The organism is Beduini massiliensis (genome assembly GCF_000829905.1).
Taxonomy (GTDB): domain Bacteria; phylum Bacillota_I; class Bacilli_A; order Erysipelotrichales; family Coprobacillaceae; genus Beduini; species Beduini massiliensis.
In genome coordinates, this window is record NZ_CDPP01000004.1 from 213,972 (window position 1) to 226,833 (window position 12,862).

At 36.6% G+C, this 12,862-nt stretch carries 13 protein-coding genes; 5 read left to right on the forward strand and 8 right to left on the reverse strand.

Translation table 11 applies throughout. From position 1 onward, the window contains the following. Positions 1–65: 65 nt before the first annotated feature. From BN1225_RS04850 to purM, 3 genes are all read left to right on the forward strand, one after another. On the forward strand, positions 66–257 hold the full coding sequence (locus tag BN1225_RS04850) for a hypothetical protein (protein WP_041138674.1): 192 nt from the start codon (positions 66–68) through the stop codon (positions 255–257). Positions 258–260: 3 nt separating this feature from the next. Further along, a complete protein-coding gene (locus BN1225_RS14840; RefSeq protein WP_041138675.1) occupies positions 261–596 on the forward strand; it encodes a hypothetical protein in 336 nt (111 codons plus the stop codon). A gap of 131 nt (positions 597–727) precedes the next feature. Then, positions 728–1,978 carry a phosphoribosylformylglycinamidine cyclo-ligase gene (gene purM, locus BN1225_RS04860; protein ID WP_041138676.1) on the forward strand — a complete coding sequence of 417 codons (1,251 nt, stop codon included), beginning with the start codon at positions 728–730 and terminating at the stop codon, positions 1,976–1,978. Positions 1,979–2,136: 158 nt separating this feature from the next. On the opposite strand, the gene BN1225_RS04865 is transcribed toward purM, so the two are convergent. The 5 genes from BN1225_RS04865 to BN1225_RS04885 form a co-directional block, all read right to left on the reverse strand. Beyond that, on the reverse strand, positions 2,137–2,280 hold the full coding sequence (locus tag BN1225_RS04865) for a FeoB-associated Cys-rich membrane protein (RefSeq protein WP_041138677.1): 144 nt from the start codon (positions 2,278–2,280) through the stop codon (positions 2,137–2,139). Between the two features lie 23 nt (positions 2,281–2,303). Further along, positions 2,304–4,682 (reverse strand): ferrous iron transport protein B, encoded by a 2,379-nt coding sequence (gene feoB, locus BN1225_RS04870; RefSeq protein WP_041138678.1) that lies wholly within the window; start codon positions 4,680–4,682, stop codon positions 2,304–2,306. Between the two features lie 50 nt (positions 4,683–4,732). Next, a complete protein-coding gene (locus BN1225_RS04875) occupies positions 4,733–4,954 on the reverse strand; it encodes a FeoA family protein (RefSeq protein WP_041138679.1) in 222 nt (73 codons plus the stop codon). A gap of 10 nt (positions 4,955–4,964) precedes the next feature. Then, positions 4,965–5,165 carry a FeoA family protein gene (locus BN1225_RS04880; RefSeq protein WP_317621627.1) on the reverse strand — a complete coding sequence of 67 codons (201 nt, stop codon included), beginning with the start codon at positions 5,163–5,165 and terminating at the stop codon, positions 4,965–4,967. Between the two features lie 163 nt (positions 5,166–5,328). Next, positions 5,329–6,789, reverse strand: coding sequence for a flotillin family protein (locus BN1225_RS04885; protein ID WP_443984282.1), 1,461 nt, complete (start codon positions 6,787–6,789; stop codon positions 5,329–5,331). A 238-nt stretch (positions 6,790–7,027) separates the two neighbouring features. On the opposite strand from BN1225_RS04885, the gene BN1225_RS14035 reads away from it, so the two are divergent. Beyond that, a complete protein-coding gene (locus BN1225_RS14035; RefSeq protein ID WP_052466354.1) occupies positions 7,028–8,140 on the forward strand; it encodes a helix-turn-helix domain-containing protein in 1,113 nt (370 codons plus the stop codon). 11 nt (positions 8,141–8,151) lie between these two features. Here BN1225_RS14035 and BN1225_RS04895 read toward each other — a convergent pair whose 3' ends face one another. Both BN1225_RS04895 and BN1225_RS14040 read right to left on the reverse strand, forming a co-directional pair. Next, positions 8,152–9,393 carry an acyltransferase family protein gene (locus BN1225_RS04895; RefSeq protein ID WP_041138681.1) on the reverse strand — a complete coding sequence of 414 codons (1,242 nt, stop codon included), beginning with the start codon at positions 9,391–9,393 and terminating at the stop codon, positions 8,152–8,154. A gap of 200 nt (positions 9,394–9,593) precedes the next feature. After that, positions 9,594–10,988, reverse strand: coding sequence for a carboxylesterase family protein (locus BN1225_RS14040; protein ID WP_052466356.1), 1,395 nt, complete (start codon positions 10,986–10,988; stop codon positions 9,594–9,596). Positions 10,989–11,064: 76 nt separating this feature from the next. On the opposite strand from BN1225_RS14040, the gene BN1225_RS04905 reads away from it, so the two are divergent. Continuing rightward, a complete protein-coding gene (locus BN1225_RS04905; RefSeq protein ID WP_041138682.1) occupies positions 11,065–11,934 on the forward strand; it encodes a LysR family transcriptional regulator in 870 nt (289 codons plus the stop codon). Here BN1225_RS04905 and BN1225_RS04910 read toward each other — a convergent pair. Further along, entirely contained in the window at positions 11,924–12,835 is a 912-nt protein-coding gene (locus BN1225_RS04910; RefSeq protein ID WP_041138683.1) for an AEC family transporter, read from the reverse strand. The two genes, BN1225_RS04905 and BN1225_RS04910, sit on opposite strands and share 11 nt — an antisense overlap. Positions 12,836–12,862 lie beyond the last annotated feature (27 nt).

Below are 12,862 nucleotides of genomic sequence, written 5' to 3' on the forward strand. Positions count from 1 at the left end.
TTGTATGTTGATTCAATAACAAATGCCATGTTAGAATGAAATAAAAGAATAAAGGAGATCAGCGAATGAAAAAATATGAATATGTCAGTCTTAGTTATTCCGCTTCCAACATGGTTACAGCAGTGATGAATCAGCATCGAAATATCATTGATCAATACGCAAGAGAAAGATTGGTTGATATTGGCATGATTCCAACAGAAATCAGCACTCATAGCTGTCTTCGTCAAATTGATCGGATTTTTGAAAAAGGAGAATAGAGTATGGATTTCTTTTATAATATTTGTGTAGGTATTTCACTGGGCATCATTGTCGGTTTTTTAATCGGAAGTTGGCGATTAGTATTAAAAAAGACTTACAGTGAGCGACAAATAGCGGCGACCGGGCATATGATAAAAATCATAGCCAACATCATGAAATATCTTACTTTCCTCTTTCTGATTCTAGGGTTAATCTGGTGTATCTACTTTTTAGTTCTAGGTGCAATCGTTCCCGAACTGGCTGAATATGCCACCAATATGTCTCAACTTATTGTTTCCGTATTGACAATCATCTCTATCATCTTTGCTTTTTTCGAGTTTTTGCGTCGGGCAAAATAAAACAAGGCTCTTTGGGAGTCTTGTTTTATTCTATCTACAGTTGAATTAAGCCATTAAATTCTAATAGAGCGTTATTGTACTTGTTTTACTTTACCAATTATAATCAAGATAGAAAGCAAGGAGGAAAACATATGTTAGACAGCATCAAAGTAGGACGTTTTATTGCAGAAAAGAGAAAAGGGTTAGGCTTGACACAGCAACAATTAGCTGATCGTTTAAATATTTCTTTTCAAGCTGTATCGAAATGGGAAAATGGATCGACTTATCCCAATATTGAATCATTATATGAACTTGCCACAGCACTGAATGTCACTGTGGATGAAATTCTTATCGGTAATGAGAAAGTTAAAGAAGGACTTTCTTATAGTAAAGCCGGGATTGATATCACGTATACGGATACTATCAAAAAAGAGATGGCAAAGCACTTAGAAACAAAAGATCAGCGTGTTTTAAATGGTTTAGGTCCATTTGCTTCTCTATATGATATTCACTACCCCAATATTAAAGAGCCGGTCCTTGTCTTAAAATCCGAAGAACCCGGATCAAAACAGAAATTAGCGATGGAATATGGATATAGTGAATCGATCTGCCATGACATGATCAATCATTTAGTAAACGACATCATCGTGATGGGAGCAAAACCTTTAGCTGTCCTTGATACCATTGTCTGTGCAAACGCACAAAAAGATACTATCAATGCATTAGTAAAAGGAATTTCAGATGCTTGTAAAGAAAACGAATGTTCATTGGTTGGCGGTGAAACCTCTATCCAGCCACAAGTGTTAAATCAAGGCGTTTATGTCTTAACTTCCAGCATTGCCGGCATTGTGGAAAAGCAAAAGATTTGTGATGGAAGGGCGATTGAAGAGGAGGATATTGTTTTAGCCATTGCTTCAAATGGACTCCATACCAACGGCTATTCCTTAGTACGTTTAATGATGGATCAAATGCCGCAGATCAAATTAGATAAAATCGACGGAATCACTTTTATCGAACAAATCATGAAGCCTCATACGCCCTACTACAAAGCTTTAAAGGATTTGTTTGCACAAGACTGTCTGCATGGTATGGCACATATTACCGGTGGCGGCATCGAAGGCAATCTCTCACGTATTATTCCTGATGGCTTCACCGCTGAAATCGATTTATCAAAAATTCAATTACTGCCTATTTTTAAGTTTATTAAAACTCACGGAAATATCAGTGACGAAGAGATGCTGAATACATTTAACTGCGGTGTCGGCTTCAATGTGGTAGTACCGCCGCATCGAGTTCAAAAAGTCCAACATCATATACAGCAATACTATCCTTGCTATAAGATTGGTAAAATAAAAAAAGGCCATACAAAAATCACCTTCACTCAACAATTAAATTGGCTTTAACTCAACCGCTGATTATATTTAGCTAATGAGTTATTAAGTGATCAACCAAAACAAATACAGGATATATAAAAAATGAGTATACTTAAATGCATACTCATTTTTTCATTGTTATACCAAAGATATTCTTAATTAAATAAACATAGAAAATCGCGATTGTTTTATTCGTGATGGCACTGACTCGGGCAGTGTCCACAGCCACAACTGCATTGAATGGATTTCCCGGCTTTTTTATCTTTTATCATATTACGAATGATCATGACAACAACCAAGACCACGATTGACCCTACTAATAAAGTTCCCATTATCGTTCTCCTTTCTAAATGGATTATTTAGAACTCATTACACTGCTTACATTTAACCGCTGACTCTCTTTATAAGGTCTGCACAGCAAGAATAAGAAGCCTGCCGTAATCACTAACGCAATCATCGTTCCAATACCAAATGCCCCGGTAGTAAAGAAAGTGGCAAACTGATAGACACACAATGCTACAGCATAGGCTAATACAGTCTGATATCCCACTGCAAACCAAAACCATTTTGCGTTGTTCATTTCTCGTTTAATAGCCCCCATAGCCGCAAAGCATGGAGCACATAACAAGTTAAAGACTAAGAAGGAGTAAGCGGCGGCAGCAGTCATACTGGCTGCTAACATAGTCCAAATTTCAGTTCCGTTTTCAGCTACTTCCGAGAAACCAAATAAGATACCAAATGTACCCACAACATTTTCTTTAGCCACTAATCCGGTAATAGCGGCTACAGCGGATTTCCAGTCTCCCCAACCTAACGGTGTAAAAATCCACGCAATCGCATTTCCGATTGAAGCCAAGATACTATGATCTAATTCCATTGCATCGAGCATTCTGAACTGTCCGTCAATCCAGCCAAAGTATGAAGTAAACCAAACAAAGATAGTGGATAATAAGATGATCGTTCCTGCTTTCTTAATAAATGACCATCCACGTTCCCACATACTTCTTAAAACATTGCTCACAGTGGGCATATGGTAAGCAGGCAATTCCATAACAAACGGAGCAGGATCACCGGCAAACATCTTTGTTTTTTTAAGCATAATTCCTGAACAGATAATCGCCGCAATTCCGACAAAATAAGCACTTGGAGCTACCCACCACGCACCATGGAATAAAGCTCCTGAAATTAAAGCAATAATGGGTAATTTAGCACTGCACGGAATGAATGTAGTGGTCATGATTGTCATTTTTCGATCACGATCATTTTCAATGGTTCTTGAAGCCATAATCCCCGGAACACCACAGCCTGTTCCAATCAGCATGGGAATAAATGATTTTCCAGATAATCCAAATTTTCTAAAAATTCTATCCATAATGAAAGCAACACGTGCCATATAACCACAGGCTTCCAAGAACGCTAAGAATAAGAATAAAACTAACATCTGCGGAACAAACCCCAGAACTGCCCCTACGCCGGCAACAATACCATCTAAAATCAAGCCTTTAAGCCAATCTGCACAATTCAATGCATCTAATCCTGATTCAAGAATTCCCGGAATACCCGGCACCCAGACACCAAATTCAGAGGGATCCGGCTCTCCGGCTTCTGCAATTTCATTTGCTTTAGAAACAACCGAATCGTTAAGTGTCACTGTTTCCGTTACATTTTCCTCTTCATCCATGATTTGAGCAACATCTTCCCCTTCATCAAAAGCAACTAGAATTTGTTCTGCTCGATCATATTCTTCGACAGCATTTTCATAATCGGTGGTGCCGATACTAAAGAGATGCCACCCATCACCAAAGACACCATCATTCGCCCAATCCGTAGCCCAGCCTCCTACCGTTGTCACCGAAACAACATAGACTAGGATCATAACTAAGGCAAAGATTGGCAGTGCTAAGAAGCGATTCGTGACAACGTGATCGATCCTATCGGAAACGGTGAGTTTCCCTTTACTGTTTTTCTTACAGCATTCATCAATTATCGATGATATATAAAGATAACGTTCATTTGTGATAATACTTTCCGTATCATCATCCATCATGTCTTCGATCTCTTTGATTTCATCTTCAACATTGGGAACAACATTCATCAACGTCACTATCTTATCATCTTTTTCTAATAATTTGATTGCAAAGAATCGTTTTTGTTCATTAGGAATCTGACTTCCTAATTTATCTTCAATGCGATTTAAGATCGTTTCCACTTCACTTTGAAAATGATGAACAGCCGGTGTTTTTTTATTCTGCTGTGCTAACCAAACAGCACGATCTGCTGCTTCTTTGATTCCCTCCCCTTTTAAAGCTGAAATTTCTACGACTTCACATCCTAATTTTTCACTCAAACGATCAATATAGATCTGATCTCCGGATTTTTTTACAATATCCATCATGTTGACAGCAATAATAACAGGTATCCCTAATTCCATTAATTGCGTCGATAAATATAAGTTTCTTTCAATATTTGTTCCATCTATAATGTTTAAAATAACATCCGGTTTTTCATTGATTAAGTAATTTCTTGCTACTACTTCTTCCAATGTATAAGGGGAAAGTGAATAAATCCCCGGTAAGTCCATGATTACGGCATCTTTATGTCCTTTTAATTTTCCTTCTTTTTTCTCTACGGTAACCCCCGGCCAGTTTCCAACAAACTGATTAGATCCCGTTAAAGCATTAAATAATGTTGTTTTCCCGCAATTGGGATTCCCGGCTAAAGCAATTTTAATCATTCTATTTCCTCCCACTATGTTAGTTATTCCTAACTTTTATCTCAAAAAAATTATTCCACGATAATCATGGAAGCATCTGCCTTACGTAATGATAATTCATAACCACGTACAGTCACTTCTACCGGATCACCTAAGGGTGCTACTTTTCTTACAAAAATCTCAACACCTTTGGTTATTCCCATATCCATGATACGTCGCTTAACCGGTCCTTCACCTTCCAGCCTTATCACTTTTACAGTGTCACCGCACTTGATTTCTTTTAATGTTCTCATGTAAATCCCCCTATCTAACCATGATTTTATTTGCCATATCCTTACCGATAGCAACTCTTGAATCTTTGACATTAACGATCATATTTCCACCTATTTCGGAAACAACCATCACTGTTCCCCCCGGTACGAAACCAAGATTTTCTAAAAAACGGCGCGTCTCCTCTTTACCGCCAATCTTACAAATAACGTTGGGTTCCCCAATTTTCACCATACTCAAAGGCATCATCTTCATCTTCTTTCTTTTTTTTACTAATGTTAGTATATTCTAACATCGTCCGGTTGTCAAGTCATTTTGTTAGAAAGAGATAACTTTTAAAATGAATTTTCGTTCTAAACTAAAAAAGTTCACAGATTACTCTATGAACTTCTCTTCATTACTTATCGTCATCGTTTCCTTGATCTGTCATTTTTCCACCTAAAAAGCCTACAATGGCACTTTTCAAATCAATTCCAATCGATTCATTCATTCCTTCGCTGACTTGAGTCGCTGTTTTTACGATATCTGATACGAGTTTTGCACTGTTTCCTTCACCATACATCGTAATCTTATCTACTTTTTCTAATGGTTTAGCGGCGGCTTCCACTGCTTTAGGCAGCATATTGAAGTACATTTCCATCACTGCTGCTTCTCCATATTTCTTCATGGCCTCTGCTTTTTTATTCAAAGCTTCTGCTTCTGCAACCCCTTTTGCTTCAATTGCTTTTGCTTCAGCTTCCCCTTTTGCGGCAATCCCGGCAGCTTCCTGCTCCATTTGATACTTCACCGCTTCAGCATCGGCTTTCTTAGCTTCGGCTTCTCTTTGTTTTTCAAAGAGTTTGGCTTCTGCATCTTTTTGACGTTTATACAGTTCCGCATCAGCTTTTTGTTGTGAAGCAAACTTTTCCGCTTCCGCCTGTTTTCTGATCTCCGCATCCAAGCTTTGTTCTTTGACTTCTACTTCTTTACGTTTTAATTCAATCTCTTTTTCCTGCTTCATGATATTGGCATCCGCAGTTGCTACTTCAATGGATTTACGAGATTGTTCTTCTTGAATTCTATAAGCTGCATCAGCTTCGGCTTGCTTTGCATCGGCAATCTTTTTCAATTCCGCTTGTTTGATTGCTAATTCATTATTACGTTCAGCAATCTTTGTTTCGGCATCAACCTTTGCGTCATTGGCTTCCTGAGAAGCTTTCGCCTGTGCCTGAGCAATATCTCTTTCACTGACAGCACGGGAAATAGCGGCATTCTTTTGAATCTTAACGATATTGTCAACCCCTAAGTTCTCAATTACCCCATTTCCATCTACAAAATTCTGAACATTAAAAGAGACAATATCTAATCCCATTTTCGCTAAATCAGGTTCTGCATTTTCTTTGACCAGCTCTGCAAACTTTTGACGATCGGATACCATTTCTTCAAGGTTCATACGTCCTACGATTTCACGCATGTTCCCTTCCAATACTTCTCTTGCAACATTGGCGATATATTCCACCGGTTTATTTAAAAAGTTCTGAGCCGCCAGATTTAAACGATCCGGATCATCGCTGATTTTAATATTAACAGCTGCATCTACATTAATGTTGATATAATCCGCTGTTGGTACCGCATTTGATGTTTTAACATCAATCGGGATTAACTGTAAATTCAATTCATCTTTCTTTTCTAAGAAAGGTATTTTGATCCCCGCTTTCCCAATTAATACTTTAGGTTGTTTTCTTAACCCGGAAATAATGTAAGCCGTATCCGGAGAAGCCTTCACATACCCTGTAACTACGATAACCACGACTAAAACGAAAACAATAATGCCAATAATGACCGGCAGATTGCTTGTCAGCATATCCATAATCTCCATGTCCATCCCTCCCTTTTCTTATCTTTATTTTACCATTTTTCTTTTTATTAGGGCAACAAATATCGACAAAACTCGTCTGGTGATCTTTATGCCTTTTATTATATATTCAATCCTTTTCATAAAAATACTCTCTTTTCTTTAAGAAATCCATTGCAAATAAGAGTCTATGAATCATAGAACCTCATTTGATTGACGAATCTTTATTTAGCCGATATTCTGTAAGTAGGGAGGGGTTCTTATGACAACCAATGAATTCAGTAAATTAATCAAAGAAAGACGCACTCAATTACACCTTACACAAAAGGAATTAGCTGATCTTCTGCACGTATCCAATAAAACGATTTCACGCTGGGAAACCGGCAGTGGCTATCCGGATATCGAAACCATTCCCCATCTTGCCAAAATCTTAGAATTGGATTATGAACAACTGCTCGATGGCAATCAATATATTGCGAAAAAGGAAAAACAAAAGAAAAAACGCTATCAATACATGATTGGCGTTCTATGTTTCTTATGCTTTTGGCTCACTGTTTTATATTATCGTGATTCAAGAGGTTTTCAAAGTAAGTATACCAATAAAAATTTACTGGTCAGCGGCGATATGGTCAATAAAGCAAGTTTAAATTATCGGTCACCTGTAAAGCCAGTAGGTCGAAATGACATAGCAATCAGTAACGCTTATTTGAATGTTTATGATACCCACAAACACACTCAGTTTTTAAAAAACATAAAAGTAGATCAGCTCATTAAAATTGCAAATGAAGAATTGAACGCTGTATCCAATTTAAAATGGTGTGCCACCCTGCATTTTACATACCAAAAGGAAGCTTTATTAAAAATTCATATCTATCAAGATGAGCAAAGAACCTATTTTCTATTTAATCAAAACGGTAATTATATGGATTTTAGTACAGGGGATCTCTATTACTATGATGGTATGCTCGAGATTGGATTAGAGATGTTCGCTGATGACTTAAGTCATTATAACTTTGAACACATCATCGATAATCAAAGTGAAGTTTTAAAAGAAGTCGATAAAGCTACACGTTTGACTTTATTGAAAGAACTGCTCGCAAAGCCTAACTTTCTCTTTGAAGAAGACACATTGATTGTAAATGATCCATCAAATAAGAAACAATATTTGATCGTCATCGGTCAAGCCTTAGATTATACAAAGATCAACACCGAATATGAAAAAGGAGATTTAACAATTAAAATCAGAGGAAACAATGTCCTTCTTGCCAATAAGTACATCCATGTATTTGAAATTACTCAGCAAGCAAAATCGATCAGCATCTATATCAATGATGAGAGTGCGATCATATCCAAGGAGGAAATTTATCCTGAATAAGATACCTTAAATCAAATGGGCAATCGTTTGCAGTACCGTTTCAAAAGGATAAAGAGATAAGAAACAATATGTGTAAACAATAAAATGACCGCAATCTGATAATATGGATCTGTTTCTATGCTTAAGATGTGAAATACTGAAAAACATAACGCAATAACAGCCGGATGAACCAAGTAATAATATTTAGATAAATCTCGATATGGGAGATTTATCTTTTTTTCTTTCTTACGGGTCAAGTATAAAGTAAAGATGAACAAATAGTACGTTAAAGGTATACAGGAAAGCAAAATATTGCTGTTGAGACGATCAAAATCATGCAGAATAATTGCCTCAAACACTAGAAAAAACATCGAAATGATCAATTTGGATACGCAGTGTTCTGAATAAAGTTCTTTCTTTTTCCCCATACAATATCCTAATACTACATAAAACAAGCCAAAGAAAAGAAAGTTTCGGGTCGTAAAGAATACCTTATAATAGAAAGTAATCACCTGCTGAATGGTCAATGGTAAAACTCCATAGTAAGTCTCCGTTGCTCCAAAAAGCAATAAAACAAAAGATAAGATCAATAGATTTTTTACCGGGAAACGTTCTTTCCATTTTCCTAGTACCAGCAATGACAGCATAACTGCAGGGAAGTACCATAAATGATAATAAACTCCTGTATAAACTAATGTTATGATCAAGACCAGCGGAGATGACACAACAAGCAACACCATCAAGATTGGTGTCGAGAGCTGCAGATTGTTCAAATAACCTTGAATCGTTGGTAAGTAGCGAATCGCATCATGAATTAATATCGGAATATAAAGCACGCTCCAGGTTAAATATAAAGGGATCATTTTAGCTATATGTCCTTTGATATAATTCGTCTGATTTTTTTCTTTAATGGCTGTAAAATAACCGGTAATCAAAAAAAACAATGGGACACATACCCGGGTAATGATATTATTAAAAGCGAGGTCAAGAGGGTTAGAGTAATCAAAAAAAGGACGTAAATGCAAAATAATAATTAATACAGCACAAAGATACTTTAAAACATCTAAATTGTTGTAGTTCATTCTATGATGCTGATAATTATTATCCATACTTTTTTGAAGGCGAATACCGATCAGGCTAAACCCAATTATCATAGCTAAAATCACCCACGGGTTTCCAAAACCATTCTCTATTTGAAAAACATTGATCCATTTTAAAATCAAAATAAGCATCGATACAACAATTACAATTACTATTTCATTCTTATACTTCATTCAACACATATCCAACTTTCATTATAAATTATCATAATTACTTACTAATATATAATGAATATGTCTTTTTGTCATCTTATTTTTTATTCAGCTATCGATTGTTCCCTTTAAAAGTATAAAAAAAGAGTATCATTTTACATGATGACTCTCATTCATTTTGTTTTCATAACAAAGAATACAGTTTATATTACCGTTATTAATTATAATTTATATACTTGATTGGGAAAACGATCACATACTTCATCTTCAATCATTTCAACATGACTTGGACGGTCCCAAATCATCTGACAATGCATTTGGTTTAATGGCTTCCAGTTTTCGATATTTGGTTTACCTTCTTCAACAAATGACAGATAGGCTTCTTTAATCTGATCACCTAATTCTACAATTTCGCTTTTATCTTGAGTATTGGGAAAATATTTCTCCAGCTTTGCTCTCGGTTCAAACGAAAGGATATGATCCATACAATGACATGCCGGCAGAAACTCTGTGCTGTATTGCCAGACCGTACTGCCATTATTGGTTAAAATTTTACCCAAACGATAGCTATATGTACGATACATATAATCAGACAGCACTTTGACCCAAGCCTCTTCTTCACTATAGGTTGTCATTAAAGTTTTAGCATCCTCAATGGCAATCTTTGCATTTTGACCAAATAATTCTCTGGCAATTTGCTTACCGTAAAGCTGAAAATCAATGCCCATCATCTTAAAAAAGGTCAGTTCATGCTTGGAACTGCCAATGATGGCTTTCCCCTGCCAATAGTCTTTAGATTCAAGTTTTTCATAAAAGTCAACAGGAATAACGATACCATCAGCAACCGGTCCAAAAACACAGGTACTGCCAAATCCTTCACATAACGCTTTTTGTCCTTTCAATAGTTCAGATACCGGCATTGTCAGTAAATCACGAACATCATTGATCTTCATGATTTTTTTATAGCGATCGGTAATCTTTTGGGCAGTTTGCATATCACGAACACTTTGTGCAGCCCCACTGACTAAAATTACCTGCTGAAAATACTGTTTAGCCTGAAGATGCATCATGATGGCACCTAATGACTTTGCGCCTGCTGAGCTGCCTAGAACCGTAACCTTATTAGGATCTCCGCCGAATTGATAAATATGGTCGTGAATCCATTTTAACGCTGCAATTTGATCCAATGTTCCATTATTCCCCGATGCCGAAAACTCCTCTTTCCCTAAATAAAGATAGCCTAACACACCTAAACGATAGTTAATCGTTACATAGACAAACTTCCTATTCCCAATGACATGATGGGGATCCATTTTCTGATTGCTGCCGCTTTGAAATGCTCCCCCATGAATTTCAACTAAAACAGGCAGCGTCCCATCTAAAGAAGGTGTATAAATATTCAGATTCAAACCATCTTCACTGCATTCTGTTTCCGTATCTCCTTCCACAATTTGAGCGACTTTATCACGAAAATGGGTACAATCTAATATCCCATCCCAAGATATACTGTGTGGTGCTTTAAAGCGTTCTGCTACAGCATAGGGGATTCCTTTGAATAAATATAAACCATTTTCCTTATATCCTTTTATTTTCCCAAACTTTGTTTCAATGATCATTTTCTTATCTCTCCTATTCAATTGCTTAAATCTTCGGTTTCCTTTATACTTTATTATAATGAAAGAGGGAAAGCATATGGAATTACTACAATTATACTATTTTATGCAGGTAGCCAAAAAGGAAAATATGAGCCAAGTCGCTAAAGACCTGCATATTGCTCAGCCGTCGCTAAGCCAGACGATCAAACGTTTAGAAAACGAACTGGATACCCCCTTATTTGATCGTCAAGGGAAACATCTTCAATTAAATGAATACGGTCGGATCGTTGAACGTTATGGTCAGCATATTTTTACTGCACTTGAGAATATTCAAAGTGAGATTGCCGATTTGAAAGGTATAAACCATTCAACCGTTTCTCTTAAAATTCAAGCGGCATCTTCTCTTCTGCCTGATTTACTCAAAACATTCCGCCAACGTCATCCGGATATTCATTTCATGATCAGTCAATCTACAAGTAATCAACCCTTCCCTAACGAAAGTAATCTTACGCTTTATGCAGCACGTCAGGCTAATACCAACGATTATCTTTTACTTAAAGAGCGCTTGGTAGCAATCTTACCGATTGATCATCCGCTCGCTTCCAAAGAAAGTATTGCTTTACAGGATCTAAAAGAGGATTTATTTATCAGTCTGGACCCTCAAAGTAATCTGTATGAACTGCTTCATTATTACTGTCAGCAATGTCATTTTGAACCTAATATCCATCTTTACAGTGATAATCCCAATACATTTCGTGAATTATTGAATCTTGGCATGGATGTGGCTTTGATTCCGGAAATCACATGGAAACAGGATATTTATCCCCATTTAGTCATCAAGCCTATTCATGATATCGATTGTTTTCGCTATATTTATCTGCATTGGCAAAAAGATCAATATCAAAGCAGCTCCGCTAAAGCCCTAACTGCACATATTATAGAGTATTTTCAACAGTTTACCAAATAATATCCGCAAGCATCATGATCATTGGCAGCGTAAGAATAGAACACAACGTGCTTAAACATACAATCCGTACTGCTTGTTTATAATCTTGATTATGTATTTGTGCAAAGATGGCAACATTAGACCCGATCGGGGTAGAAGCGACAATTAAAATTGCCATTTTCATAGTCTGATAGGTATTAGGAACAAAAAACAATATCCCCAATGTCAGCAAAGGAATGACAAGCAGTCGCACGATACTGCTTAAATAAGCATAACGGTTTGTCACGATTTCTTTCCATGAGACTTGAGCTAAATAAGTGCCTAAACTAAACATCGCAAGCGGTGCATTCAGACTGGCGATTCCTTGAATACTGCTGCTGACGATCATTGGCACCTGTATACGACAAACAAATAAAATAAGTCCGACTGCTAAACTGATTAAAATTGGATTGGTAAATATTTTCTTTAACGAGATGGCTTTTTTATTTTTAGTAATCACAAAAACACCATATGTCCATTGCAATAGATTAAGCAATGCAACAAAAGCAGATACATAAAAGACCGCTTCATCACCATATAAGGCAGAAACTAAAGGAATTCCGATAAAACCGGCATTGGAAAAAGACGCCCCAAAATTTTCAATGGGTCTTTTTTTGAAAACGAATTGGGAAACAATCATGGCTAATAAAAGTGCCGCTAAAGAAAAACCGAAAGCAATTCCTAAGCCTTTTAAACGTTCCGTGGTCATTTCATTTAAAAAGGCTTTAATCACAACGGCTGGCATAACAGCATAGATCAATATATTTCCTAAAGCCTTACTTCCTTCCATGGATAGCTTTTTTGTTTTAAACAAGAGTACGCCAATAAACATGAAGATAAACATAATCGTGATTTGCTGAAATAAAATTGAGACAAGCTTCATACTCATTCCTCCTTTAACCCTATTATA

Coding starts and splice junctions, on each gene's coding strand:
- BN1225_RS04850 (WP_041138674.1), top strand. CDS start 66: ATGAAAAAATATGAATATGTCAGTCTTAGTTATTCCGCTTCCAACATG.
- BN1225_RS14840 (WP_041138675.1), top strand. CDS start 261: ATGGATTTCTTTTATAATATTTGTGTAGGTATTTCACTGGGCATCATT.
- purM (WP_041138676.1), top strand. CDS start 728: ATGTTAGACAGCATCAAAGTAGGACGTTTTATTGCAGAAAAGAGAAAA.
- BN1225_RS04865 (WP_041138677.1), bottom strand. CDS start 2,280: ATGGGAACTTTATTAGTAGGGTCAATCGTGGTCTTGGTTGTTGTCATG.
- feoB (WP_041138678.1), bottom strand. CDS start 4,682: ATGATTAAAATTGCTTTAGCCGGGAATCCCAATTGCGGGAAAACAACA.
- BN1225_RS04875 (WP_041138679.1), bottom strand. CDS start 4,954: ATGAGAACATTAAAAGAAATCAAGTGCGGTGACACTGTAAAAGTGATA.
- BN1225_RS04880 (WP_317621627.1), bottom strand. CDS start 5,165: ATGGTGAAAATTGGGGAACCCAACGTTATTTGTAAGATTGGCGGTAAA.
- BN1225_RS04885 (WP_443984282.1), bottom strand. CDS start 6,789: ATGGAGATTATGGATATGCTGACAAGCAATCTGCCGGTCATTATTGGC.
- BN1225_RS14035 (WP_052466354.1), top strand. CDS start 7,028: ATGACAACCAATGAATTCAGTAAATTAATCAAAGAAAGACGCACTCAA.
- BN1225_RS04895 (WP_041138681.1), bottom strand. CDS start 9,393: ATGAAGTATAAGAATGAAATAGTAATTGTAATTGTTGTATCGATGCTT.
- BN1225_RS14040 (WP_052466356.1), bottom strand. CDS start 10,988: ATGATCATTGAAACAAAGTTTGGGAAAATAAAAGGATATAAGGAAAAT.
- BN1225_RS04905 (WP_041138682.1), top strand. CDS start 11,065: ATGGAATTACTACAATTATACTATTTTATGCAGGTAGCCAAAAAGGAA.
- BN1225_RS04910 (WP_041138683.1), bottom strand. CDS start 12,835: ATGAAGCTTGTCTCAATTTTATTTCAGCAAATCACGATTATGTTTATC.